The sequence below is a fragment of the Enterovibrio sp. FF113 genome (assembly GCF_041439165.1).
Lineage (GTDB): Bacteria > Pseudomonadota > Gammaproteobacteria > Enterobacterales > Vibrionaceae > Enterovibrio > Enterovibrio norvegicus_A.
This window is the reverse complement of record NZ_JBGONO010000002.1, coordinates 91534-116463: the sequence shown is the minus strand read 5'-3', so window position 1 is coordinate 116463 and position 24930 is coordinate 91534. Positions and strand designations below refer to the sequence as shown.

Annotated in this window: 24 protein-coding genes; 11 read left to right on the top strand and 13 right to left on the bottom strand. The window is 45.7% G+C overall.

Annotation, left to right across the window (positions count from 1 at the left end; genetic code table 11):
• Positions 1 to 66: 66 nt before the first annotated feature.
• From ACED36_RS02285 to ACED36_RS02275, 3 genes are all read left to right on the top strand, one after another.
• A complete protein-coding gene (locus tag ACED36_RS02285) occupies positions 67 to 1347 on the top strand; it encodes a TRAP transporter large permease (RefSeq protein WP_016961465.1) in 1281 nt (426 codons plus the stop codon).
• 13 nt (positions 1348 to 1360) lie between these two features.
• Positions 1361 to 2104 (top strand): aspartate/glutamate racemase family protein, encoded by a 744-nt coding sequence (locus tag ACED36_RS02280; protein WP_371732701.1) that lies wholly within the window; start codon positions 1361 to 1363, stop codon positions 2102 to 2104.
• Positions 2105 to 3192: 1088 nt separating this feature from the next.
• A complete protein-coding gene (locus ACED36_RS02275; protein ID WP_371732700.1) occupies positions 3193 to 4959 on the top strand; it encodes a calcium-binding protein in 1767 nt (588 codons plus the stop codon).
• 146 nt (positions 4960 to 5105) lie between these two features.
• On the opposite strand, the gene rocF is transcribed toward ACED36_RS02275, so the two are convergent.
• From rocF to ACED36_RS02235, 8 genes are all read right to left on the bottom strand, one after another.
• Positions 5106 to 6035 (bottom strand): arginase, encoded by a 930-nt coding sequence (gene rocF / locus ACED36_RS02270; protein WP_371732699.1) that lies wholly within the window; start codon positions 6033 to 6035, stop codon positions 5106 to 5108.
• A gap of 131 nt (positions 6036 to 6166) precedes the next feature.
• Entirely contained in the window at positions 6167 to 6892 is a 726-nt protein-coding gene (locus ACED36_RS02265; protein ID WP_371732758.1) for a MipA/OmpV family protein, read from the bottom strand.
• A 241-nt stretch (positions 6893 to 7133) separates the two neighbouring features.
• Complete coding sequence (locus ACED36_RS02260; RefSeq protein ID WP_371732698.1) at positions 7134 to 7931, bottom strand: phosphodiesterase; 798 nt, start codon at positions 7929 to 7931, stop codon at positions 7134 to 7136.
• A gap of 26 nt (positions 7932 to 7957) precedes the next feature.
• Positions 7958 to 8803, bottom strand: a complete 846-nt coding sequence (locus ACED36_RS02255) for a carbohydrate ABC transporter permease (RefSeq protein ID WP_017006222.1) — start codon at positions 8801 to 8803, stop codon at positions 7958 to 7960.
• On the bottom strand, positions 8800 to 9693 hold the full coding sequence (locus tag ACED36_RS02250; RefSeq protein ID WP_016961457.1) for a carbohydrate ABC transporter permease: 894 nt from the start codon (positions 9691 to 9693) through the stop codon (positions 8800 to 8802). Before ACED36_RS02250 ends, ACED36_RS02255 begins: the two co-directional genes overlap by 4 nt.
• 216 nt (positions 9694 to 9909) lie before the next feature.
• Positions 9910 to 11175: an ABC transporter substrate-binding protein gene (locus ACED36_RS02245; protein WP_016961456.1), complete on the bottom strand. Its 1266-nt coding sequence runs from the start codon at positions 11173 to 11175 to the stop codon at positions 9910 to 9912.
• A gap of 105 nt (positions 11176 to 11280) precedes the next feature.
• Positions 11281 to 12297, bottom strand: coding sequence for an ABC transporter ATP-binding protein (locus ACED36_RS02240; protein WP_371732697.1), 1017 nt, complete (start codon positions 12295 to 12297; stop codon positions 11281 to 11283).
• The gene (locus ACED36_RS02235) at positions 12297 to 13091 is read right to left on the bottom strand and encodes a DeoR/GlpR family DNA-binding transcription regulator (protein WP_016961452.1); all 795 of its coding nucleotides are present in this window, start codon (positions 13089 to 13091) and stop codon (positions 12297 to 12299) included. Before ACED36_RS02235 ends, ACED36_RS02240 begins: the two co-directional genes overlap by 1 nt.
• A gap of 413 nt (positions 13092 to 13504) precedes the next feature.
• Between ACED36_RS02235 and ACED36_RS02230 the strand changes: the two genes are divergently transcribed.
• The 3 genes from ACED36_RS02230 (at position 13505) to ACED36_RS02220 (ending at position 17160) form a co-directional block, all read left to right on the top strand.
• Positions 13505 to 14122, top strand: a complete 618-nt coding sequence (locus ACED36_RS02230) for a histidine phosphatase family protein (protein ID WP_017005609.1) — start codon at positions 13505 to 13507, stop codon at positions 14120 to 14122.
• 353 nt (positions 14123 to 14475) lie between these two features.
• Positions 14476 to 16299 (top strand): ATP-dependent endonuclease, encoded by a 1824-nt coding sequence (locus tag ACED36_RS02225; RefSeq protein ID WP_017005611.1) that lies wholly within the window; start codon positions 14476 to 14478, stop codon positions 16297 to 16299.
• 273 nt (positions 16300 to 16572) lie between these two features.
• On the top strand, positions 16573 to 17160 hold the full coding sequence (locus ACED36_RS02220; RefSeq protein WP_371732696.1) for a hypothetical protein: 588 nt from the start codon (positions 16573 to 16575) through the stop codon (positions 17158 to 17160).
• A 124-nt stretch (positions 17161 to 17284) separates the two neighbouring features.
• Here the strand turns inward: ACED36_RS02220 and pyrC are convergent, their stop codons facing one another.
• The 3 genes from pyrC to ACED36_RS02205 form a co-directional block, all read right to left on the bottom strand.
• Positions 17285 to 18310 carry a dihydroorotase gene (pyrC, locus tag ACED36_RS02215; protein WP_371732695.1) on the bottom strand — a complete coding sequence of 342 codons (1026 nt, stop codon included), beginning with the start codon at positions 18308 to 18310 and terminating at the stop codon, positions 17285 to 17287.
• Between the two features lie 305 nt (positions 18311 to 18615).
• The gene (locus ACED36_RS02210; protein ID WP_371732694.1) at positions 18616 to 19095 is read right to left on the bottom strand and encodes a hypothetical protein; all 480 of its coding nucleotides are present in this window, start codon (positions 19093 to 19095) and stop codon (positions 18616 to 18618) included.
• The gene (locus tag ACED36_RS02205) at positions 19074 to 20105 is read right to left on the bottom strand and encodes a transcriptional regulator (protein WP_371732693.1); all 1032 of its coding nucleotides are present in this window, start codon (positions 20103 to 20105) and stop codon (positions 19074 to 19076) included. The genes ACED36_RS02210 and ACED36_RS02205 overlap by 22 nt, the downstream gene beginning before the upstream one ends.
• A 507-nt stretch (positions 20106 to 20612) precedes the next feature.
• Between ACED36_RS02205 and ACED36_RS02200 the strand changes: the two genes are divergently transcribed.
• The 4 genes from ACED36_RS02200 (at position 20613) to ACED36_RS02185 (ending at position 23842) form a co-directional block, all read left to right on the top strand.
• The gene (locus ACED36_RS02200) at positions 20613 to 21305 is read left to right on the top strand and encodes a hypothetical protein (RefSeq protein WP_371732692.1); all 693 of its coding nucleotides are present in this window, start codon (positions 20613 to 20615) and stop codon (positions 21303 to 21305) included.
• A gap of 111 nt (positions 21306 to 21416) precedes the next feature.
• Complete coding sequence (locus ACED36_RS02195) at positions 21417 to 22031, top strand: hypothetical protein (protein ID WP_371732691.1); 615 nt, start codon at positions 21417 to 21419, stop codon at positions 22029 to 22031.
• Between the two features lie 67 nt (positions 22032 to 22098).
• Complete coding sequence (locus tag ACED36_RS02190; RefSeq protein WP_371732690.1) at positions 22099 to 23340, top strand: trypsin-like serine protease; 1242 nt, start codon at positions 22099 to 22101, stop codon at positions 23338 to 23340.
• A 40-nt stretch (positions 23341 to 23380) separates the two neighbouring features.
• On the top strand, positions 23381 to 23842 hold the full coding sequence (locus ACED36_RS02185) for a DUF1353 domain-containing protein (RefSeq protein WP_017003606.1): 462 nt from the start codon (positions 23381 to 23383) through the stop codon (positions 23840 to 23842).
• A gap of 79 nt (positions 23843 to 23921) precedes the next feature.
• On the opposite strand, the gene ACED36_RS02180 is transcribed toward ACED36_RS02185, so the two are convergent.
• The gene (locus ACED36_RS02180; RefSeq protein WP_017003605.1) at positions 23922 to 24206 is read right to left on the bottom strand and encodes a hypothetical protein; all 285 of its coding nucleotides are present in this window, start codon (positions 24204 to 24206) and stop codon (positions 23922 to 23924) included.
• A 117-nt stretch (positions 24207 to 24323) separates the two neighbouring features.
• On the bottom strand, positions 24324 to 24470 hold the full coding sequence (locus ACED36_RS02175; protein WP_371732689.1) for a hypothetical protein: 147 nt from the start codon (positions 24468 to 24470) through the stop codon (positions 24324 to 24326).
• A 75-nt stretch (positions 24471 to 24545) separates the two neighbouring features.
• Between ACED36_RS02175 and ACED36_RS02170 the strand changes: the two genes are divergently transcribed.
• On the top strand, positions 24546 to 24917 hold the full coding sequence (locus ACED36_RS02170; protein WP_016960985.1) for a hypothetical protein: 372 nt from the start codon (positions 24546 to 24548) through the stop codon (positions 24915 to 24917).
• Positions 24918 to 24930: the final 13 nt, after the last annotated feature.

The window sequence follows — 24930 nt, the reverse complement described above, 5'->3', positions numbered from 1 at the left end:
GACGATTGTTAACAAAGACAAAGCCGCAATACGGATTGTTGCAATCAAAAAGAAAAGGAGTCCTCCATGGAGGCATCGCTCGTTCTCTTCGGCTCATTCTTTGGGCTTCTTCTCATTGGCGCTCCCATCGTCATTGCACTGGGTGGCTCGGCCATGCTGGTGTATTTGCTGTCGGGTGACGATTACGTTTCTCTCGTACAAACCGCATGGAACGCCGTGGACTCATTTCCCATTATGGCGCTACCGGCATTCATTCTTTCTGGCGCATTAATGCAGGCTTCGGGTATTTCTCGCCGTTTGGTACACATTGCCGAATTGATGGCCGGCCCAATGGCGGGTGGTCTCGGTTTTTCGGCCATTCTTGCCAGTATGTTTTTCGGCGCGATTTCAGGATCAGGCCCAGCAACCACAGCCGCTGTGGGCATGTTGATGATCCCCGCGCTCGCCGATAAAGGCTACAACAAAGGCTATGCCGCAGCACTTACCGCGTCTTCCGGTGGTTTGGGTGTGGTTATTCCCCCGAGTATACCCATGGTGATTTATGGTGTGACTGCCAGTGAATCAATCGGCGCACTGTTTATTGCGGGTGTGGTTCCCGGCATCATGTTGGCGGGTGGTTTGATGATCACCAACTATGTGATCAGTAAAAAGCGCGGTTATGTCGGCGCGGTAAATGATGAACCCGGCGCACTTCGCAAAGCGTGCAAAGAGGGTATTTGGTCGATTCTCGCACCGTTTGTGATCCTTGGTGGTATCTACTCGGGCATGTTTACCCCAACCGAAGCTGCCGTGGTGTCTGTGTTCTACACCTTGTTCGTGGGTAAATTCATTCACAAAGAACTGACGCTAGACGGCTTGAAAGAGTCGCTCAGTTCCACCACCTGGCTGACGGGGCGTGTGTTGATCATCATGTTCGCCGCGACTGCGTTTGGGCGCATTCTGGTCGAAAACGATACACCCACCGAAATCGCCAATGCGTTATTGTCGATGACAGACAGCCTCGCACTGATCTGGCTGGTGGTGATCCTGTTTTTGATCTTAATTGGCATGTTCATGGAAACCCTTGCCACCATCATGATTGTCACGCCCGTGCTATTGCCCGTTATGGTGCAGTTTGGTGTTGACCCGATTCACTTCGGCGTGGTGTTGGTTTGTTGCTGTGAAATTGGTTTTTCCACACCGCCGCTTGGGGAGAACATGTTCATCAGTTCCAGTATTGCCAAGGTCACCATTGAAGAAATATCCGTGAAGGCGCTGCCGTTTGTATTGGTCGAAATACTGGTGGTGTTCATCATGAGTTACTTCCCAGACACGGTGCTTTGGCTACCCAGTATGATGGGATATTAAAGAGAGAATAGGTGTGAACGATAAAGAAATGACAGTCGGTATTCTCGGCGGCATGGGGCCAGATGCCACCGTGGATCTTATGCGCCGAATTATTGCGGCAACCCCCGCAGAGGACGATGCCGACCATATTCGTCTGTTGGTGGATAACGACCCCAAAGTGCCATCTCGCATCAAGGCGTTAATCGAAAAAACGGGCGAATCGCCTGCGCCCTATATGGCAAACATGGCGCAGGGGTTGGTCAAAGGCGGCGCGGATTTTCTGGTGATCCCGTGTAATACAGCCCATAAGTATTACGACGATGTGGCGCATGCCGTCACGGTTCCCGTGGTGAACTTATTAGCGTTGTCAGCGGCGCAAATCTTGCGGCGTTATCCAAATATCAAAAGGGTGGGGCTATTAGGTTCAACCGCGTTGCAAATCACCCAGCTCTATACACCGGCTTTTGCGCATTATGGCGTTGAGACCCTGTTCCCTGGAGCGAAAGAACAAACAGCACTCATGGCACTGATCCGCGAAGTGAAAGCCAATGCGCACAATGACAAATCAATCGAAGCGTTTAATTGTGCTGCTGAAGATTTGGAAGATCACGGCGCGGAATGTTTGCTGATTGCCTGCACGGAATTGTCGGTTATCTCATCGTCACTGAAAAGTGCACTACCGTCATTTGATGCGGCACAAATACTGGCAGAGCATGTGGTTGAGCGCGTGAAGGGGGCCAGAGCCTCACCTATGATTGATGATGAGTCGGCATGGTGATGGGGAAGTTGCTTTATCGCTAAAAGCATAATCATTTATTTTACGGGGGTTTATTACGGATTCCATGTGCTGGGTGTTATTTTCAATGTCGTTATATTGTTGAACTCACCCCACCATGATTTAGGTGTTTTCAGCTGATCTTTCATTTCTCTTTTCTTTTCATGCTTCTTTCTCTGCTTTTTTCTATATGCCTATCCTATTGGCGATTATTTTGTTCATCAGAATAGCGCTGCAAATCAATTTTCCAGACTAATATTCGCAACTACTTTTACAAAAATGCACTTTCATAGATGCCTTCGGATGTTCATTAAATGCATGGTTGGGACGTTTTTTTTGCAGAAATGCTTGTTATTTAAGGGCTAAAAGAACTAAGTGCATGTGAATGTTCGGATGGGGTTTGCGGGTGGAAAGGGGGGTTGGTTTACGTCTGTAAACTAATGCAGATATATAAGAAGTAAAGTGAAAGTCAGTGGTCGATTATTCTTAAGTATTGACTAATTTATGTTTTCATTATTAATGCTTAGCGGTTTCGATAGAACACCTCAGGCTAAACGTATTGCCTTAAAGGGTGCTTGTCTAATTTAGTTATATCTAATTTTAGGCTAAATGGTTTCCATGCCTAATTGCTTATTAACAGCAATATATTTATCTGTGTTTTGTATAAGAAATGTATTTTAGTATGAAATGGCGATGAGTAAATAAATTAACTAACGGCTTATAAATGGCTTAATTAAAGCACTATGACTTGTAAGGATAAAAGGTGTTGGCCAAACTTTACACACTTGAACGGCTTGTACACATAATGTCTCGATTATGAATCACATGCAATTGTGATAAAGCCAAGCAGAAAGCATTAATGTGAAGAAGGCAAACGCTTGAATTCGACCCGTGCTGCAAGGTGATCAATCTTATGCAGAAACGCGTCAATGTACCGTGTGTGAAGATCTAACCCATACTTCAGCACCTCTACATGTTGTAGCGTTACCTCTTGTTTCAAAAGGTTTCCCCATTTTATTTGAACAAAGGAAGGACTGAGAGTTATGAGGAATGCAGTAGGTATATTTACATCAATAGTAGGCTTGTTCCTAATGACCACAATGAGTGGCCACGCTGCAGCGGCAAGCGGTGCCATCAGCGAGGACAAACCGCAAGGATGTATTGTTAGCCTCCAAACGGGTGATAAATACTGTTTACCGGTTGGCGAACGCTCTGGCTATTCACTGCCTTCATGGATCAAATCGCATGAAGTCTATGTTCAGGCGGAAGAAGGCAGTGCGGTCATACTGTCGGATTGGGATAACTTGTCTTACAACCGCTTGGCGGTTTTCGAAGGCACGGTAGACAACAGAAAGTTATCGAATGTAAAAGCGTATAACGGTCAGTATCTTGATTTCTCTGCTCCTCGTTCAATGCGCGTAGTATCAAGCGATAAACCGTTGGGTTGTATTATCAGCCTAGAATCGGGTGATAAATACTGCATGCCTGTTGGCGAGCGTTCTGGCTATTCTCTTCCATCTTGGATCAAATCCCACGAAGTTTACGTACAGGCGTCAGAAGGCAGTGCAGTCATGCTGTCAGATTGGGATAACTTATCTTACAACCGTTTAGCTGTTTTCCAAGGCACTGTCGACAACGCAAAAATGACCAATGTGAAAGCATTCAATGGTCAGAATCTTGATTTTTCCGCTCCTCGTTCAATGCGCGTTGTAGCAAGCGATAAATCGCTAGGTTGTATCGTGAGTCTTGAAACGGGCGATAGATATTGTTTACCAGTTGGTCAACGCTCTGGCTATTCGCTGCCATCGTGGATTAAATCTCATGAAGTCTATGTTGAGCCTTCAGAAGGCACGGCAGTGATGCTTGGAGATTGGGACAACCTGTCTTACAACCGTATAGCCGTATTTAGCTGTCACACACCTAACTTAGCGTTGGAAAATGTGAAAGCATACAACGGTCAGAATCTTGATTTTTCTGCTCCTCGTTCAATGCGTGTTTTAGCAGCAACGAAAGCCAGCGATCAGGTAATCAAAGGAACGTCTGGTGACGATGTACTTCATGGTTGCTCAGGAAACGATGTCATCACAGGCTTCAATGGCAACGACACCCTTTATGGTGGTGCGGGTAACGATATCATCAATGGTAGCAATGGAGACGACGTACTTCATGGCGGAGCGGGTGACGACAAACTGTTTGGCGCGGGTGGTAATGATTCGTTGTTTGGCGACGAAGGCAATGATGTGCTTCAAGCGGGTTATGACGACGACGTTATTCTTGATGGCGGCGCTGGCTTGGACCTGTATATCGGTAGCGAAGGCAACGATACCATGGTATTCGATCAGGAAGATTTCTCGAACGAAGCGTTCTTAACCAAAAATGGCACTGCTTATGTCGGCGACCGTGGTTTTGACAAACTGACTGTGAATGGTGATGCGAATATCGACCTTACAGGCAGCAGCTATTACGCCAGCGGTGACGTACCGGGAAGCAAAGCCATTTCGCAAGTTGAAGCGATTGTGGCTGAAACAGGCAACCAAACAGTCACTGTTAATGCGAATGCGATTTTCTCACAGTCAGACAATATGCAGACAGTGACAAATACTGACCCTGGCGCTTGGAATGGCTTTGTGGCGTACCTTGGTGACGGTAACGATACAATGAATGTCGAAGCCGGTATTTGGCAATATGACGCAAACGCTTCAGCGTCTGTAGCCATTGCCAATGATATGATTACCTTCATGTCGCTAAGCTTCCAGCAGGTTACTGAGCTGCGTGCTTATGTGTTTACTTACGCAAACTCAAAAATTACGGTATGGACAGACGCTGAAATCGTTCAAGCAAACGGTAACGATCTTTAATATCAAGCAACCTCTCGTTTGAAGTTCGTGTTGAAAACGTAACAGCACAACGCTGAATTCAAACCGCTAAAAAAGCCCCCGTCGAGAGACAGGGGCTTTTTGTTGTTAGTGCCGTTCATGCTTCGTGGGTTGTGTTTGGTCTTAAATCAAAGCACGCTTCGCCCAAAAGCACTTAGCATCAAAGACACAGCGCGTTCAGCAGACACGTTTTTCTGATCCAAGAACGGATTCAATTCGACCAGATCAACCGAAGTGATGAGATTTGTCTCGGCCAATTTCTCCAACAGCAGATGCGCTTCGCGGTAAGTGACACCACCCGGGACAAGCGTCCCAGAGCCGGGGATGAACTCAGGGTCGCAGCCATCAACATCGAAGCTAACGTGGAAACCCACCGTGTCTTTGGTGACAATTTCGATGATTTCGTCACTGACTTTGCTCATGCCCAACTCGTCGATATCGCGCATGCTATAAACCTTAACGCCAGACTCCTTGATGAGCTCCCTTTCTTTTGCATCAATGTCTCTCACGCCAACCAATGCAACGTTTTCAGGCTTTATCTTGGGATTTGCACTCAGGATGCTGGTGAAATCTTTGTCACCATAACCAAGAAGGTGAGACAGCGGCATACCGTGAACATTGCCAGAAGGCGAAATGCCCGGAATATTCATGTCTGCGTGGGCATCAAACCATACAAGCCCAATATTCTGATTCTGTGTTTGATAGAAGTCAGAAATGCCCGAGATGGAGCCCATCGCAATGGAATGGTCACCGCCGACCACCAAAGGCATGTCACCCTTTTCGAGCGCAGCTCTCGTCGCGACGGCTAAATCGCGGCACACCTGCAGAATTTCGCTTCTAAAGCGCATATTGCCGCCAGTATCGACAGGTCGAGATTCTTGGGATGGGACGGCGATATCAAGCTCTTGTGAAATGGTATATCCCATTTTGTTGAGTTTTTCTCCGAGTCCGGCAATACGAACGGCCGAAACCCCGCCATCAGTGCCTCTGCGCGAAGCGCCTAAATCTACTGGCACGCCGATAATTTGAATGGATTTCGCTACGCTTTTTTCTTCCATGACTTAGACCTCTAAAATTAGCCTCAGAATGAGGATTTTTTCACATACCGATTGCCAAAAACGTGCTTTAGCTACATTTACATAACATAGCAGGGTTCATAAAAGAGAGTTGTCATAGAAAAAGCCATTTACTAAAACGTATACGCCGCCCCAATGCTAAATTGCCAGCCAAGATCTTGCTGCACCAATGGACTGGCGTTGTCGTGATGTTCAAGCTCTAACTTGGTTAAACCAATGAATTCGTCAGAAAAATCGTATATTCCTATCAAGCCTGATTTATAAACCCAAGTGCTGCCTGAGTCGAAAGCATCAAGACCAGAGACACGGCTTTCGTTTGTTGACACGCTATAAAGATGATTGGACAACTTAGCATCACGGTAATCCACTTCGACATACGGAGAGAGAGTGAATGGTTCAAAAGGGGTATCAAACGCTCGCCCCAAATGCAGTTGCACTTCGTAGCCGTTGTGCTCATTGGTGACATCATGTAAATACGTCAGCCTAGCGCCGACAGTGCCAATGGTGAGGCCTAACTCCCCGTTGCCGTCGCGATCATGGATACCATTTGGAATGTCATCAAAATCATTGGAGACTTCTGCGAATCGCCACTGGCCTGAAATGCCCACCCAAGGCAACACGGAATAATTCAACAAGCTGCCATCTATAAACCCATATTCGCCGTTGTAGAAAATATTGGGTTCTACGCCGCCTTTTGCTCCATCGTTAGAAAATACCGATTCTCCGACAGTGGCACTGCCACCTACAAACCCATAGTCGTCATACTTGCCATTGGCGGCCACATTGATGGATAGCGCCAACAGGGCAAGCCCAGACACGGGGAGCACACAGAGTCTCATCACGGAACACGTCCTATCATTTTTTGTGTATTGAGTAGAAACAGAACAGACGGCAGGCCACAACATTGCATCAATGTGGAAATGTTCAGATATTGAGAGATTTAGCGGGGCATTGAGAGCATTTTGTGAGAATTGAGAGGCTTTTTGCTTCTTGGTTATCGAAAATTGACAGGAAGAAGAAACGACGCGAACAGCGTCGTTTTTGGTTCATGTTCATGTTGTCGAATTGTCTTTTCCTGCCTTAAAACGGATAAAGCTCTCCATTTGGCGACAAAGAAAGGTAGCTGCTGCGAAAGCCGTTTTGCCATTCATGAAGCATGTAACCGCCGGGTTTTTGTGTGAAACCCACTGGGGCGTCCGGTCGGTGGTCTGTCATGAAACTACTGGCGACAGCGGGGGAGGACAACACGGTCGCGTTGCCCATGCTGCACACAATGCTGTTATGCAAATGACCGCAAATCACCCGGACTTCTCGTGAGGTCTGGTTCAACAAATCGGCCATGTCGTCAGCGCCTTTTAAACCAATGCTGTCCATAAACCGAATGCCAGATGCAAACGGCGGATGATGCAAGGCAATCAACGCCGGTTTGTTTTGGTTTGCCGCTAGTGCGCGTTCCAAAAACTGCAAGGTGGATGGCGACAACGCGCCACCACCTTGTTGCGGAATGACAGTATCCAGCCCAATCACATCGAAATCTGAAAATTCCTGCACCCAATTGATTTCATCGTGAGGGGCGAATCCCGCCAATTGCGGAAAGCTCGCATTCATGGATTCGCGGCTGTCATGATTACCCGGTATCACCAAGTAGGGCAAGTTGAGGCGCTCAATCTGTGTCTTAAACAGCTCATAGCTTTCCACATCGCCGTAATCCGTGATGTCTCCTGTTGCGATTATGGCGTCAACGTCACCGAACAAAGGAAGATCTTGTTCAATCTTATCTATCGCCTGTTCAAACAGTGCGTAAGTATTCAACTGACCGGACACCTTGTGAGGCGGCACAGTCAGGTGAATATCTGTGATTTGAATAATCCGAGTCACAATAAAGCCTCTATTTAGCAATTCGACTATTTAATGCCCGCACGCAAGAACGCTTGTACGAACTGACGTTGGAAAATCAAAAACGCGATCAGCAGTGGCGCAACCGACATCATGGTCGCGGCGGAGATCACCGAAATATCGACCCCGTTCTCTGGTGCGCCGAAAATCGACAAACCTACGGTTAATGGGCGTGTATCGTCGGAATTGGTCACGATTAACGGCCACAGGAAGTTATTCCAATGCGTTGAAACCGACACCAGTGCATAAGCCAAATAGGTTGGCTTCGCTAACGGCACATACACCTTCATTAAGATGCCAAACAGTGAACACCCTTCAACACTCGCCGCTTCGTGCAATTCATAGGGCACGGATTTGAACGACTGGCGCATCAGGAATATCCCGAAAGCACTCGCCATGTAGGGCATACCCACACCCAAAATGGTATCGAACAACCCCAGTTTTGATGTGACCGCGTAGTTTTCGACGATCAGCACTTCAGGCAAAATAAACAGCTGAAGCAGCACCAGAATAAACACGAAATCTTTACCCGGGAATTTGACCTGCGCGAAAGCAAAACCTGCCAACGTGGTGATCACAAACTGGCCGATCAGTACGATGGTGACCAGAAAGAAGGTATTGATGAAGTATTTAATCCACGGTGCGCCATCCCAAGCCACCCTGAAGTTATCCAATGTCCATGCAGACAATAGATTGAAGTTTACCGCATCAGAGGTGGTGTGAAACGCAGCCCAAAATGCAAATAGCAACGGTGAAATCCAGATAACAGCAAGCAGCAATGCACCAAAGGAATCGAGGTATTTTTCGACGATTTTCATCGGAGATACGCTTTTCATTGAGGATACGGAACTCATTGGTAATGCGTCCTTTTATCGAGGTACAAGAACTGTACAGCGGCAGCAATGCCCAGCACTAGCAACACCAATACCGTCATGGCGGCGGCATGTGGCGCATCGAAGAAGGCGAACGCCATTTCCCAGATGTAATAAAGGATCAGTTTGGACGAATCAGAGGGCCCGCCTTTGGTCAGAATAAACAGATGGTCAATCAGTTTGACTGAGTTGATCATCGCATTCACCGTGATGAACAACGTGGTTGGCATCAAAAGGGGTAACACAATGCGGCGCGTGTAAGTCCATCGGCCTGTGCCTTCAATGTCGGCGGCTTCTTTATAGTCCGCCGGAATGGTCTGCAACGCGGCAAGATAGAAAATCATGAAGAAGCCCGCTTCTTTCCAGATAGTCACGATGATCACCGCCCACAGCGCGGTTTCAGGTCGACCTAGCCAGTTGACGGATTCAAAGCCAAAGAATGCCCCGATTTGATCTAACACCCCAAGGTCAGGCGTGTAGAAAAACAGCCAGAGATTCGCAGCAGCGATCATCGGCAGCACGGTCGGAGTGAAATATGCCGTTCGCACAAAGCCTTTACCCGATATTTTCGAGTTTGCCCACAGCGCCATAGCCAGCGCGATAGCAATCGAGATCGGAATCGTCATGGCGGCATAAAAGAGGTTGTTCTTTACCACAATCCAGAACGTGGGATCGTTAAACAGATCCGTATAGTTCTCCATGGCAACAAATTCGGACGGTCTGCGTCGTGTCCCTTTGGAAAATAAGCTTTCCCAAAAGGTCGCCATCGACGGATAAAACGCAAACAGTGTCAATAGAATGGCCGCAGGCGTGAGGAGAAACCACCCGTAGAGGTGTTGTCTGCGACGTTCCATTTCCGCGTAATGATTCATAATACTGCTCGGTATGAGACATAAACCCCGCCACGACAGCGGTGGGGCGTATGCAGGTTAGATTATTGATATCTTTCTTACTGGTTTACGAATAGGTGTTCGCCAACTGACGTTTTACTTACTGGCTGTACCTATTTGTACTGACTGACTTCTAACGACTGGCCTTTACTTGCAGCCTATTGATAGTACTTAGAGCCTATAGATAGCACTTAAAGCCTATTGATAGTTTCGAAGCAGGCGTTTTGCAGATTGCTGCGCTTCACCCAGTGCCTCTTCCGGCGTTTTATTACCCGTTAATGCAGATTGAATCGCGTTGTTCAACCCTTCACGAACACGTGCAGTTTCATAGGTCGAGAACTCGGCCACAGCATGTTCAAGTTGGTTACTCGCAACCAGCGCAGGTGGGAATTCCACGACGTAATTTTTCAGAGCTTCCGTTTTATATGCGCCTTTGGATACGCCCATATAACCCGTTGCGATTGACCATTGCGCCGCTTGCTCAGGTGCAGTCATAAACTTGATGAGTTTGAGTGACGCAGCTTTTTCTTCGTCAGTGGTGTCTTTGAAAAGGTAGAAGTTACCGCCACCCGTTGGTGAACCAAGGCGGACATTGCCTGGTAGCATCGCCACACCGAAATCAAATTTAGCGGCATTTTTCACTGCGGTGAGGTTACCTGTTGAATGCCACATCATGGCTGTTTTGCCTTCAAGGAATGCCTGACGTAGCGTGCCCCATTCAACCGTACCAGATGGCATGACGCCGTGCTCTTGAGACAGGGATTGCCAGAATTTCAACGTATCCACCACGTCTTTATCATCAAAGTAAGTGGTTAAGCCGTCATCAGACATCAGCTTTTTGCCGTTCTGAATCGCCAATGCTTGGAACATCCAGTAGGGGTAACCGGTAGAGGGGATCATGATGCCGTAAGTGTCATCATTGGTGAGCTTTTTGCCCACTTCCACCAGTTCAGCCCACGTTGTCGGTGGCTTCTCTGGGTCAAGGCCAGCGGCTCTAAACATGTCTTTGTTGTAGTAAGCCACAATGGTTGAACGCTGGAACGGAATGCCCCACGTTTGACCTTCAGCTTGACCGTTTTCCATCAAGGCAGGATAGAAATCTTCCAGCCATGCTTTGTCGGTTTCGCTGTTCATCACTTCATCAAACGGAGAAATGAGTTCTTGATCAATCAAGTCATACACATCAATAGAGAACATCACCGCAAGCTGCGCCGGTTCGCCAGAATTGAGTGCAGACAAGGCACGAACGCGGGTGTCGTCGTAGTTGCCTGAGTAAATGGCATTGACCTTGATATCCGGATTTTGGGTTTCAAAATCATCCACCAACTTGTCGACCACTTTGGTCAACGAGCCGCCCACGGCAATGGGGTAGTACATGTTTAGCTCTGTGACGGCTGCCGCAGATGTGGTGGCTAAAGCAAATGTACCCGCAAAGGCACAACTGAATAACGTAGAGAACTTCATAGTTTCACCATTGGTTTAGTTGAACATTTATCTCAAGTTCGATTCCCTGATTGCCTGCAAACCCCATGGATTAGCGGCGAGAGAATAATTGCTCAGCAGGCTTTGCTAAGACATTCGGTTTCCCTTGTCATCGAAGTAATGCAGTGCCGAATCTTCAAATGTAATATCGACGATGCTCCCTTCAACTAACGACGTATAACCTGGCATTTTCACCACAAGCCCTTTGGCGGCAGGGTGTTCTAACAACACATGGGTTTCTTCACCAAGATATTCGCTTTCTGCCACGGTGCAGGTCAGTCGGCCTTTACCGGCTTCCACCACCGTGACGTTTTCAGTTCTCACACCCACTTTGTCGGCATGGTCGCTGCCAGAAATCGTGCCGCCGTTGATCAACGCCATGGGCGGAGCACCAATAAATTCAGCAGCAAAAGTATTCTGAGGTTGGCCATAGAGATCTCTCGGCGAACCGGTTTGCATGATGTGACCGTCTTTCATCAATATGATGATGTCGGCCATGCTCATGGCTTCGGTTTGGTCATGGGTGACATACACCACCGTCATGCCCAGGTCGCGTTGCAGTTTCTTAATGTCTTTTCGCACCGAATGGCGCAGCTTGGCATCAAGGTTTGAAAGGGGTTCATCCATCAAACACAGTGGCTGACGCGCAACAATGGCGCGAGCCAATGCCACACGTTGACGCTGACCGCCGGATAGCTCGCCGGGCTTTCTGTCTTCGTAACCCAGCAGCCCCGTAATATCGAGCGCGTTGTTGAGCTTTTCTAATCGTTCTTGCTTCGGGACTTTTCGCACCTTCATGCCGAACATGACGTTTTCCGCCACAGAGAGGTGCGGGAAAAGCGCATAAGACTGAAACACCATCGACAGGTTTCGCGCAGACGGCGCCATTTCTGTCACGTCGAGGCCATCAATATGAATTTCACCTTCATCGGGAATTTCCAATCCCGCCAGTAAACGCAATGTGGTGGATTTACCGCAACCAGATGGCCCAAGTAATGCCACAAACGACCCTTCAGGGATTTGTATAGAAATGTTTTCGACACCAAGCTGACCGTTCCAGCGCTTGCCAATATTGTCGAATACCACAAAGGACTCTGCGTTCATCAAACCTCGCCTCCAACTAACTTCAGACGATCTCCAACACGCTCACTGAGCGCAGAGAAATCATCGCCGGGATGCCGATCCATGATGATCTGGTCAACATCGAAAATACTGCCGCCAACGGCAGGTGCTGTCCGTGTGAGTTTCGTGCTGTCCATCACCAACACGGATGTTTTGCAATGGGTACGAATGGCCTCACGAACACGCACTTCTGACGCATGAAAATCCAACATGCCGCCGTCTTCCGTGACGCCTGCTACGCCAAAAATGCCGAATTCAGCGCGGTAACTATTGAAAAAATCCAACACCCCATCACCCAGTATGTCGCGATCAGGCATTCTTAATTCACCGCCGGGAATGATGATGCGATTAGACGGCTCATTACTCAGCGTCATCGCGGCATTCAGGTTATTGGTCATCACGGTCAGTTCGGATTTTTGCGTGAGTGCTTCGGCAACAATGGCCGGGGTAGAGCCAATAGAAATGAAAATGGTTGCACCATCAGGAATGATGTCTGCCACGGCACGAGCAATGGCACGTTTTTCTTCCGATTTGGTCAACGCCCTTTGCTGATAGGGTGCGTTGAGTTGGCGTTCAAAACTTTCGACGCCACCATGTCGTCTTCGTAACAGGTTTTCACCGCAGAGCTGGTTAATGTCACGTCGTACCGTTTGTGCAGACACGCCAAGAAACTCGGTGAGCATCTCTACCGATACGTTGCCTTTCGCCTGCGTCATCTCGATGATCAACTCGCGGCGAATCTCTGTTTTTGATTTGAGCTTGGAATCCAGAGTCATACTGCTTGTTTCTCCATTTTCCAATCAACCTAGTCCGTTATTTAACATTTTGCCAACATCTTTGAGCGTTTGAACGAAAATATTGTTCATTTGTTGATCAAATGCTCATTTATGATTACTTTTATGGTCAAGTGCTCACTACTGCAAGATGTGGCTGTGATTTTGAGCAATTGGTCATTTAGGTGTTTTGTGATGCGTATTGTTAGCAAGCGAATGTGAAAATCAGGTTTCAGCCAGATGAAGGTTTTGCGTGCCTACCACTCATCAGCAGGTGGGTATAGCAAAGTCAGGGCGGCTGCATTAGCCTTTAGCCATGCAGCGCGGCGATTTTCTCAATAGTGCTTTTCAGAACACCAGAACACAGGCAGAAAAGCAGAGTTGCCCCGAATTGAAAGAATAAAAAAGGAAGTGCGATGACAGTGTTTAACAATACCTATTTGGTGATACGACATGGCCAAAGCCAAGCCAATGTGGCTGACATAGTGGTCAGTGACCCCGCCATAGGCTGCGTGCAATATGGCCTTTCACCATTGGGTGAACAGCAAGCCAAAACCGCCGCAGAGCAATACAGCGGCACAGCGATCACCAAAATATTCACCTCAGATTTCACGCGAACAAGAGAAACCGCCGCCATTGTTGCCAACACGCTGAACTTGCCCGCACCCACCGAAGACATTCGTTTGCGTGAACGTTATTTTGGGGAATGGGAAGGGAAGACCTCCGCCGCGTATGAACAAGTTTGGGCGAAAGATGCGCTCACGGCAGACAACAATGAAAACGGCGTTGAAAGCACGGCGCAAGTCAGGGCCCGCGCATTGAATGCCATATTGGAATTCGATGCCAAATACCACGGCGAAGTCATATTGCTGGTGGCACACGGCGACACGTTGCAAATACTCGCCACCGCGTTTAATGACCTACCGCCAAATAAGCACCGTACCTTGCCCCACCATGAAACCGGCGAACTCAAGTTGCTGGTTAAACAAGGCGACGCCATTCCCCCGCAAGTGTTAAACACCCCGAAAAACTAACAAAGAGTGCGCCTAGAGCGCACTTTTTGGTTCCCTTTCTTTCACCTCGTTTACATCAAGCAAACGCCAAAACTCTCATCAGAAAACTGTTGCGACTCAATAAACACATTTGAATAAAAATCAGGCAGTTGAGTGGGATGTGTGACTCATCATTAGTATGGTTTATTGTGTTTTGTGGTATCTTGCATGCAGGATTTTGGGCATAAATATTGGACGCTAATTGGTAGGGCGTCTGATGCGACGATGAAGGTCGATCGTGTTGTTGTTGGTATTGATGGTGGGATCGAACAAGCCGTTTTGGGATCGAATAGGCTGTTATATCACTTCAATTAGTGCGTCAGTATGGAATAATAATGAAACTAAAAAAACTAGTAATTAATAATTTCCGCGGTATTGGTTTTGCCGAAATAGATCTTGAGAACTTTACGACTCTCGTAGGCCCAAACAATATTGGTAAATCCACAATACTAAATGCTATTCATTTAGTATTAGATAATAAGAAGCCTAAACTTGAAGATTGGCCTGCTCAGCAGGCATCAGCAGAGACGATGGAAATTATTTGTGAGTTTGGTGATCTAGAGGAATGGGAAAAACGCAAGTCGGCGATATCAACATTACTGCACGATGAAAGATTAAAAGTAAAAATGTCTGCATGTTGGAATGGTGAGCAAACCGAATATTCTTACGAATATTCGGTTTATTGCGTTGAAACACAATATCCATGGTCGGAAATGAATTTCACTAAAGCGAAAGTAGATGATATCTGTAAGCCTATTTTCAAGGCTTTAGGGATTAGTAAGGCTGGTGATCTTAATGATAAGCAAGAAGAATTAATTGCATATGTGACTGAAAATTTGCCAGATTCGATTAGCTCTGTCGAAGCCTGGCATGTTAAAAAGTTTGCTAATTCATTACAGCAAGCCGTGCCACATGTGATGTATGTACCTGCTAGTTTTAAGATCGAAGATGAACTTAAAGCTACAAACAATAGCCCTTTCTCTTTCTTATTTACTAACAAGTTGTTTCCTAAAGTCAAAGGCGATGTAAGTTATTCTGCTTACATTGAAAAAGCCACTGAACTGCAAAATAAGCTCAAAGGGAAAGCCGAAAATGGTGATGAAATTGAGGGATTAAGTGATGTATTAGGTGAGGTATCAAAGACGCTAAACCAAATACTAGACTTTGATTCCAAGGTTAAACTAGCTGTGGGTGATATTGATATAGAGCCACTATTCATGAAAGCAGCTACGTTCTTAATTGATGATGAGATCGAGACAAGCTTACAATATCAAGGAAGCGGTGTTCAAAGGGCTTTAGCATTTGCAATGCTAGAAGCAAATGCCGAAGTTGAATCTTCAGTGCAAGGTGAGCAACGAACAGTTGTTGTCTTGTATGAAGAGCCAGAACTTTATATTCACCCTCATTTAATGCGCAGACTGAAAAATACGCTACAAAAACGTTCAGAATCCACAAAGTGGCAAGTAATTTGTTCTACTCACTCACCGTTTTTAATCAATATTGCTGAAAAGCCTGAATCTTTAAAGTTGATTAAGAAAGATACTGGCAATGTACGTTCTGTTCATCAAGTTTCATCTGCGATTTTTGAATCAACGGAAGAATATGATGAAAGAGATATACTTAGAGCTGCTTTAGATTTTCACCCAACAGTTTGTGAAAGCTTGTTTGCAAAGCGAGTAGTGATTGTTGAGGGTGATACAGAAGTGGCAGTATTTAGTATGATATCTGAATTGTCTGAAAAACTAGGTGTTGAGGACAGCCTTGATAAGGACACCACTGTGATTTCAGCCGGTGGTAAATGGACAATTACTGCACTTATTAAAGTTCTGAATGCTTTAAGAATAGATTACCGTGTTATACACGATACAGATCGTAAAGGTTTAACTGATGACCAGCTAGAAGAGAAAGCTGCAATTCATCCATTTAAAGCCAATGCAAAAATTGCCTCGGTTGCAAAGGCGGACAGTATCTTTTTAGTTGATGATACATTTGAACATGTCTTATGGGATCAGGTTGAGGGTGAGAAAGCTAAATCAACTGACAAACCTTATAACTCATGGAAACGAGTCCGTGACTATATCGATGGTAAAATTGAGCTAACAGCAAAGAGTGAAGCAACACTTAAAGAAATAGTCACATTTGCTTTTGCGAAACAGTGAAATAAAAATAAAACGGACAGCCACTTTAGTCATCTTCTAGTAATCAATACTAAAATGTCTGTCTCTATCAGTCTGGCTCTGAAATCCGCTACCTGTGCAGTTGCTTTGGTACTTTCCTAAACCATCAAACAAAAGTCACTGCCACTCGCAAATCCACCTGCCGAAAACGCTGGCCAATGACCTGACTCGTAGATTAACTTATTGTTTACAGACAGGTTATTTTGGTCAATCCATACTGAAGAAACCATTATTCACATAAGGTTTCTGACTAACATGACACTCACTTCTTCTAAGATCTTTTTATTTGGTGCGCTTATTTGCAGCAGCTTAGCGATGCCTATCGCTCAGGCGGCAGACGACATTAAGGGCGTTAATCTACTTCACACGGCGAATTGGAAGGCGGCAACCGATAGCTTTGGTTCGAGCTTTAAAGCTTCTGATCCATTGGTTCAAAATGACGAAATTCAGGTCGAGTTCACCTTGTTCAAAAAACAAGAAGGTAAGAACTGGCCATTTGTAGAGCTGGTTTGCGCGACGGATACAGCGCTAACGGGTGTGTCTTTTGTCGAGATCACTTACCGTTCTGGCGCGGACGTTTCGGTTAAGTTCAACCAGTCTGATTTTGGATCGAGCGGCGATGGTTCATACGCGCATTACCAAACCGTGATCCCAGCGTCTGATCAGTGGACAACCATCAAACTAGATACCAGCGATTTTGCACAACCAAGCTGGGCGCCTGAAAGCACACAAAAAATCGCGCTGAATCTCTCCAACGTGAAAGATATCTACCTTTCGCCAAAGCTGAATTTTAAAACCGGCGAAACAAGCACCTTGCGCGTGAAAAGCCTACGCGTGTTGTAATTTCGCTTTTGACTGCGCTGATACAGTGGGTCGTTCGGTGATTAAAAAGGCCTAACCACATTGTGGTTAGGCCTTTAAAGTTTGCGCTATTCGCTATTCGCTATTCGCTATTCGCTATTCGCGTTTACTTCACTTTCCAGTTGATGCTTTCGCCACCACGGATTGGAACAACAATGTCTGAACCAAATGGCATGGTGTCTGGCACTGCCCACTCTTCTTTAGTGAGGGTCACGGTATCGCTGTTACGCGGTAGGCCGTAGAAATCTGGGCCATTGAAACTTGCGAAGGCTTCTAGGTTATCCAATTTACCTTCTTGCTCGAACACTTCTGCGTAAAGCTCAAGCGCGGCGTGTGCGGTGTATGAACCGGCACAACCACACGCGGCTTCTTTCGCGCCTTTGGCGTGAGGGGCCGAGTCTGTACCCAAGAAGAATTTTTTGTTGCCGCTGGTTGCGGCTTCTACCAATGCTTTTTGGTGCGTGTTGCGTTTCAAAATTGGTAGGCAGTAGAAATGCGGTTTAATGCCACCAACCAGCATGTGGTTGCGGTTGTACATCAAGTGGTGCGCAGTAATGGTTGCCGCTACGTTGTCGTTGGCGTTTTTCACAAAGGTCGCTGCGTCAGCGGTTGTGATGTGCTCAAGGACAATTTTCAGCTCTGGGAAATCGTTAACAATCGGTGCCAGAACGGTGTCGAGGAATGCTTTTTCGCGGTCGAAGATATCTACGTCATGGGTGGTGACTTCACCGTGGATAAGCAAAAGCATGCCCACTTCCTGCATCGCTTCCAATACCGGATAGATATTGCGCGCAGATGTCACACCAGAATCTGAGTTGGTGGTTGCGCCAGCAGGGTAGAGTTTTGCAGCCACAACGCCCGCTTGCTTCGCTTTTTGAATTTCTTCACGCGTGGTGTTATCTGTCAGGTAAAGCGCCATCAGGGGCTCAAACTGTGCAGATGGCTTTTCTGCCATGATGCGATCACGGTAGGCAAGGGCCATTTCAGTGTTGGTAACAGGAGGAACCGTGTTCGGCATGATGAGCGCGCGACCATTGTAGCGGCTGATGTCGTGGACGGTATTGGTCAGGACTTCACCATCGCGTAGGTGAACGTGCCAGTCGTCAGGGCGTGTGATTGTTAGTGTGGTCATTTTTAGGCGTCCCTCCATAGAAAAAATTCGGATTGGCGCCTGTCAGCAAGGAATGAGAAAAGAAAGCAAACGCTTGCGCTCAGGCGGCAGGATGATAGTAGAAAAGCCGCTGTATTTCATCTTCTTTCTGCCTAAAGTGTCTGATTAGTGGCTGAGTTCGATTCAGTCACCATAAGAAATTCGACGAACAATGAACGTGAATATGAGGCTTGCTCGTTTAGCTTTGTTGATTGGGTTGCGTGGTATGTTTTCTCGATGCGCCAACTTGATTAGGGGGGCAATACCCCCTAATCAAGTTGACGATGCTAAGACGGTGAAAAGCAGACGAGGTTGAAAATCTCCGAACGATTCTTGGCATAGAAGAAGAGGTTACGAGCAGTTACGCTGAGTGCGTACCTGATCGTTATCCCTTCGTATTCTTTGTAATCACTGTTTAGCACGGGATCATGGTGTGTGACATTTTGCTTTACGGTTTCGAACTTCATTGCAAGTTCATCGCCTTCGAGATCATATGTGCCAAAATAGAAATTCTCTAACTTGTCGATTTGCCCTTTGATGTCTGTGACCTGAACAAACTCTCTGATGGAGAAGTGATGACGAGATGTGAAGGTGAGCGTCATCTTTTCAAGCACAGAACGATATTCGGAATACGCTTGAGAGGCGAAACCTGTTTTGATGGTTTCACAATGCCAACTGGTCGACACTAGGTTCACGCTGCGATGTTCTTTGATCTTGTGATAAGCCATGTAGGCTAACAGCATTATCAAGACAGCGACGATCGACACAGTAAATTTGCTTCTGAGAAAAACGCTTTTAACGCTATCCATGATGATTCACTCTGATATTTTGATACAGCATAGTTAAGTGCCGTGTGTTTTGGGGTCAATATGAAAACATACAATGCATTTTGACTTGGATGATCAATGGAAGGATAAAGCCTGAGAAAAACGTCTAGCTCGCACGTGTGGGGCAGGCTACTTTTAATGCCGTTAAGCAATGAGCTTCCTTCTTCGACTTCTGATTCTTTGTTCGAAAATACGTGAATACTACCGACTGTATTGCTGTATGCGTATTCTGACTTATTGACGAAGTAGGGCTTTTTATCACTCGTCTTGAGAGAAAAAATCGCCATGGTGACCATCATAAGAATTAATAAACATGAACCGATCATTAGAGGCGATGATAGTCGACGTGTCGATGCGTTTTTTTCATAATCGTTTTCACGCAGGCTATCTTTCTCAATATCGGATGTTATATTTTTAAAATTTTCTAACGGTTCATTTAATGGGTGCTGAGTTTTTATCAATACATCTTTATTGTTATTTACCTTATTTTCACTATATTTTTCTTGTTTATTTGATTGATTGCTCTCCGAAGTCTCCTGTTCCACACTAGGTGATTTTGATTTCTCTCTCTTTATTATTTGTGTATTTTTTTCTATTGCTGATTCGTTGTTTACATTTCCAATGGTCAAGTTTCCATCAAAACTAATGATATATCCAACTTTGCTTATTGTTTTTATCTTAATGTCACTATTATTACTTTTCTTGAGTGATTTTCTTAATGTGGAAATGACATTGGTTAATGACTGATCTGAAACCACCGCATTGCCCCAGCAAGCTGAAAATAATTCCTCCTTGCTGACACTAATGTCTACATTGTCTAAAAGGTAGACAAAAACTTTTCCCGCAATTGGGCTTAGTGATTCCGAGTGTCCCGTCGAAAAGGAGAGTGTTCTTTTCCCAGTATCATAGACAGCATCAGAGAAACTATAAAGTTGAGAACTTTCGTGCATTTATTTTTTCCAAAATAAAATCATAACTAATTAAAGCAAAGCAAGTTGGAAATGTCCACTGTGCGAAGTGTCTCAAGGACATAGGCCAGAAACATCTGGCTTAACACCGATAATTGTTGACCCATTTTGGCATTACCTAATGAACGATATTGAATGAATATTGCCTTGTGTATTTGAATATCATGGAAGGCTAATGTTTGGCCCTGAAATGAGATAAAATATAAAATCAATAAAAACATAGACTTACTATAAAAATAACCATGAGAAAATCAGGTGCATGTTAAAGTGATTTGAAAACCATTTGATTTGCATTTAGACCGCTCGTCCCATTTTTTAGAGAATGGCCGCCGAATTCATGACCTGTATCAAACTGGCTCATTGCAGCATGCACTGTACGTGGTGCGAAAATTCAATGCGGTGGCTTATACAGGCTTACAAATGATAATAGAGCCTTCTGTGTTATACGGGGCTCAAACTCAATGCAAACAAAATAGAGTAGTATTCGTAATGAGAAAAAATATTCACTTCGCAGCAATCGCCTTGGCTTTTACTTCCACCTCTTCATTTTCTGCGACACCATTTAACAATGATGCATTGTACCTTGGTTTTGACATTGGTTTCATTAATACAGATTCAGAACTGATATCGGATTTAGGTAATAGCCAGATGGACTCTACGCTTGGCGGATTGGGTGGGGCAATTGATGACTCAATTTATAATGATCTAAAGCTCGGTTACAAGTTCAATGATAATTTTCGAGCATATGCTTTTTGGCGTGTGACCAGTGAAGATTCTGCGCAATCAAGAGTGTTATCCTCTAATCAAGTTCAATTAGGTGCGGTTGATATTAAACGTCAGGAAAGTATTGGTGGTTTAGGGTTGGACTACATGCTGCCGATCAATGACAGAATGTATTGGGTTGTTGGTGGTAGTCTTGGTCGTTATTCCTCAGAAGTTGAGATGGAGTCAAAATCGATGTTTGCCTTTGCCGATAAAACAAACATTAAATCTAGCGGTTTGGCTGTGGGTTTGAATACCAGTATTGGCTACGCGCTTAATGAAAACTGGGCGTTTGAATCTGGTGTTAACTATATGCGCCTTAATGGCAACTCTACCAAATTCGAAAATAGCGGCGCAAATCTAGAATACAAGAACGAAAACCAGTTTGGTTTCTTTGCTGGTGTTAATTATACCTTCTAGAGAATAGTCATCAATTGCGATGGTATTTATTGAAAACTAGAGCCATTAACGTAAAAGGTTCGCACATAGGGATGAAGTGCGGATCTTAATGAAAATAAAAATGTGAAACTTATGCGAACACTATTATTAGCACTCTCTCTTTTATCCCTTTCGGCATGCACTATCGGCGTTAACCTTCCGGAAACCGACAAAAGCAGCACATGCGGACAGCACTGCATCGCAAACGTTGAAGTACTTGTTGACCCGACCAAGAGCACAAAAGAAGAAATCGAACAGTCAGCGCTTCAAGGCTACGAAATCAATTTCTATCAGGCCGTCGCCAACGTGACTAGAACTGAGTTGTTGAACAGTAAATATTCCGTTGCTGATGGCAACGCCCTTACCGTTGGCAGATCTGATTTTCCACACTATGCCATTGCCTACCACATTGAACACAAAGAATTGTCTATCCCGAGTACGGTGTTTGGCGAGAGCCATGCGAAAGCAGAAATCGTCTACGAGCTCTTTGATAGCAGTAAACAACTGCTCCTGACACAAAGAGAAACCTGCTCATTTTCCGATGAAATGTCGAGTGGTGAAACGACTTCCCATTTATTGATGCCTTTCGATAGCCTTTTTGCGGTTTCTTTCACTGAGTTTCTAGGACGTGTCTGGATCACGACAGTGGAAGATTGCAGCCATCGGTTCATAGAGAAAGTCAATGTCATCGCGAACAATGCGCACTAGTTTTCGCCCTAGCGTTGCTACTAGCACCGGAACGGTTGCTCTCTTTTACTCTACTTTTGGAAAATATATGAAAAATGTCTTTGGGTTTCTTTCTTTAGCGATCGCGGCTGTATGCTCGGTGAGCACCACTGTTTCTGCTTCAGAGGCGGCTTTGAAGGACTCGCCTTTCTCTCCGTATATTTTGAACGGCTCAGACACAGATATTTCGGAGGCGCCTTGGCAAGCCTATGTTGAATCCCATTTGTTTGACAAAGTGGGACGCTGTGGCGGCACCGTGATTGAAGACAATAAAACGGGTGAAGCCAAATGGATTCTAACGGCAGCACATTGTTTTTATATTGATTACGACATTAGCGGAATAATCATTACCATGCTGCCTCAAGATGCAGCGGACGTATTTGTCTCAACAGGTGAAGCCGACACACAAGCGCCAGAATTTAAGGCGAGAGCTGTTTCTGCCCGAAAAGTGTATATCCATGCAGGCTGGGACCATGAAAGCCACTCAATGAATGCAGACATTGCATTGATCGAATTAGATTCGTCGGTAGCGTCTCCGGCCAAAGCCATTAAGATCGCGTCGCCCTCTGTGCAAGCGGCCTATGACAACGCTGCATGGCAGAATCGCTATGCGCCTGAAAAGTCGCAACTTATTAGCGGCTATGGTTTTATCAATCCCCGTCACAGCCAATTCGATATGCCACGTAAGCTGCAATCGGTAAACACCTACGCAATGACGGATGCAGCGTGCCGACAAGAGTTCAACACATTTTCAAATCAGCATGATGCGCTATTGCCTTCCATGTTAGATGACGACAATGCCTTTATTTGTGCAGGTGCTGAATCGGTCGCGAGTGTTCATCCCATCGATCAGATTGGCGCGTGTCAGGGTGACTCAGGTGGCCCAATGGTGTGGAAAGATACTCACTCTCTGGAGCAGTACCTAGTAGGAGTGACCAGTTGGGGAGGAAGCTACTTTGGGTCTATTTACCGCTGCGGGAATACCTCAACAGTTTACACGCAAGTTTCAAACTATACCGCGTGGATAGAAGCGTGCATGGATGGCATTTGCAATGAAGCCAAAGTCATCACAAGGGCTGATGATCCTGGAACCGGCAACACAACAACACCAGACACCGATAATGGGACGGATACAAAAACGATTGTACCGCCAAAAACGAATGAAAAGGCTGGATCTGGTGGATCGATTGGTTGGCTTTCTCTGCCATTCCTAATCGTAATTTCCCTACGCCGCCGTAATGGCTCGATTGTGGAAGGTCCACTTCGCTGCATGGCAACAAGGGCGGTGTAATAACTATGCTATACCCTTAAGTCGTGAGTAGGAGAATGCGATGCTTAAACAACCCAAACTTCAGCCCAGTGCGTTGGTTAATAAATACGAATTAACATGGGACTTTGAAATTGAAGCCGATGGCGTGGATATTGTTGTTCCTAAATATTTTCGTTATGACGGCGCAACAATTCCAGCCATCGCTTGGCAGATCACGTTCACGCCGTTTCACCCAGACGTTATGATGCCAGCTTTGGTTCATGACTGGCTGTTTTACAATCATCAAGTTGATCGAGAGCAAGCCGACGATATTTTATTCACATTGCTTCGCCAAAACGGGGTGGATAACCTTCGTGCGAACATGATCTGGGGAGCTGTGAGGACAGCAGGCGGATTATTTTGGGACAATGATGATGAAGACATCGAGACGTTGAAAAAGCTTTATAGACTGGTGAAGAACAGAGAGAACGTTGATCGATATCGTTTCCCGCAAGCGATCATTGACGCCATTAATAACGAATAATCTGTAAGGCTTGTTGTTCAGTTTTGGTGTGTGTGGCGGCTAAAATCAGCTGCCACCAAGCGTCGATTCATTCACACATCTACTTCACCCTAAAAAGGCAATGCTCTGCGTTACCGACTTTGAAATTGGCCGACTGAGAAAGTTTGAGTTGGTCTAGCTCGTCAATCATGTAATCAGTGTAGTTTTGGCGCTTCATCCATTGCATGGGTTCTGAGAAGCTGTCTTCGCTCACCACAAACGATTCATTTTTCAACGTGCTTTCTCGTACGTTTACAATCCACATTCTTTGTTGAAATTCGCTGGTCTGGTGAAGCTTGCCAATTAGGTTCTTGTTTAACTGCTTAAAGAAGTGCGTCACCTTCATTGGTCTTTTTCTCCTTACCAAAAATGTTTTTATATTAAGCGTTTAGCGCTATCGGGATTATTCGAATACACGGCATTAGCTTGATGTTTTGACAGAATAATCTGTGTTGACTGTGTTTTAAACCTTAATCCGTCTAAAGACAGAGAAATGTGGGTGTCTTTCGATATTGATCAATCGCAGAATACCGTTAACGTGGGTTGCACCGTCACAACCACTGCGATGGGCAGATTGGTCAAACGTCATTTTGCCAGGCGTGGCAAACACGACATCATGCCTTGTGGTAGGGTGAAGGTTCTTATACGGATACCGTTTGGGTGTTTGTGTTGCATGGAGGCAGGTATGTTACTTGTGGGTTCTTTTCTACTGATATTTATTGGATTTGTTCATTCCTATCTTGGTGAAAAGTACATTCTCATTCGCTTATTTAGACGTGATAACTTGCCTAAACTGCTCGGCAGCGATTGGTTTACGAAACGTGTTCTAAGGTTCGCGTGGCACATTACGACGATCGCTTGGTGGGGCTTTGCGGCGATATTGTATTTTTTGTCCAATCCCAGCGGTGACATTCGATCAGAAATACTCATGACTATTGCGGTGGTATTTTCATTGAGTGGCGTGGTGTCGCTATGGTTTTCACGCGGCAAGCATTTGTCATGGTTGTTCTTTTTCGGCATTGCGAGCACATGCTTGTTTGCCGTTTTTGCACATTGAGCATTTTACGTCT

Excerpts from the sequence above, each read along its gene's own strand:
- ACED36_RS02285 (WP_016961465.1), top strand. The coding sequence starts at position 67 with ATGGAGGCATCGCTCGTTCTCTTCGGCTCATTCTTTGGGCTTCTTCTC.
- ACED36_RS02275 (WP_371732700.1), top strand. The coding sequence starts at position 3,193 with ATGACCACAATGAGTGGCCACGCTGCAGCGGCAAGCGGTGCCATCAGC.
- rocF (WP_371732699.1), bottom strand. The coding sequence starts at position 6,035 with ATGGAAGAAAAAAGCGTAGCGAAATCCATTCAAATTATCGGCGTGCCA.
- ACED36_RS02265 (WP_371732758.1), bottom strand. The coding sequence starts at position 6,892 with ATGAGACTCTGTGTGCTCCCCGTGTCTGGGCTTGCCCTGTTGGCGCTA.
- ACED36_RS02255 (WP_017006222.1), bottom strand. The coding sequence starts at position 8,803 with ATGAGTTCCGTATCCTCAATGAAAAGCGTATCTCCGATGAAAATCGTC.
- ACED36_RS02250 (WP_016961457.1), bottom strand. The coding sequence starts at position 9,693 with ATGAATCATTACGCGGAAATGGAACGTCGCAGACAACACCTCTACGGG.
- ACED36_RS02245 (WP_016961456.1), bottom strand. The coding sequence starts at position 11,175 with ATGAAGTTCTCTACGTTATTCAGTTGTGCCTTTGCGGGTACATTTGCT.
- ACED36_RS02240 (WP_371732697.1), bottom strand. The coding sequence starts at position 12,297 with ATGAACGCAGAGTCCTTTGTGGTATTCGACAATATTGGCAAGCGCTGG.
- ACED36_RS02235 (WP_016961452.1), bottom strand. The coding sequence starts at position 13,091 with ATGACTCTGGATTCCAAGCTCAAATCAAAAACAGAGATTCGCCGCGAG.
- ACED36_RS02230 (WP_017005609.1), top strand. The coding sequence starts at position 13,505 with ATGACAGTGTTTAACAATACCTATTTGGTGATACGACATGGCCAAAGC.
- ACED36_RS02225 (WP_017005611.1), top strand. The coding sequence starts at position 14,476 with ATGAAACTAAAAAAACTAGTAATTAATAATTTCCGCGGTATTGGTTTT.
- ACED36_RS02220 (WP_371732696.1), top strand. The coding sequence starts at position 16,573 with ATGACACTCACTTCTTCTAAGATCTTTTTATTTGGTGCGCTTATTTGC.
- pyrC (WP_371732695.1), bottom strand. The coding sequence starts at position 18,310 with ATGACCACACTAACAATCACACGCCCTGACGACTGGCACGTTCACCTA.
- ACED36_RS02205 (WP_371732693.1), bottom strand. The coding sequence starts at position 20,105 with ATGCACGAAAGTTCTCAACTTTATAGTTTCTCTGATGCTGTCTATGAT.
- ACED36_RS02200 (WP_371732692.1), top strand. The coding sequence starts at position 20,613 with ATGAGAAAAAATATTCACTTCGCAGCAATCGCCTTGGCTTTTACTTCC.
- ACED36_RS02195 (WP_371732691.1), top strand. The coding sequence starts at position 21,417 with ATGCGAACACTATTATTAGCACTCTCTCTTTTATCCCTTTCGGCATGC.
- ACED36_RS02190 (WP_371732690.1), top strand. The coding sequence starts at position 22,099 with ATGAAAAATGTCTTTGGGTTTCTTTCTTTAGCGATCGCGGCTGTATGC.
- ACED36_RS02185 (WP_017003606.1), top strand. The coding sequence starts at position 23,381 with ATGCTTAAACAACCCAAACTTCAGCCCAGTGCGTTGGTTAATAAATAC.
- ACED36_RS02180 (WP_017003605.1), bottom strand. The coding sequence starts at position 24,206 with ATGAAGGTGACGCACTTCTTTAAGCAGTTAAACAAGAACCTAATTGGC.
- ACED36_RS02170 (WP_016960985.1), top strand. The coding sequence starts at position 24,546 with ATGTTACTTGTGGGTTCTTTTCTACTGATATTTATTGGATTTGTTCAT.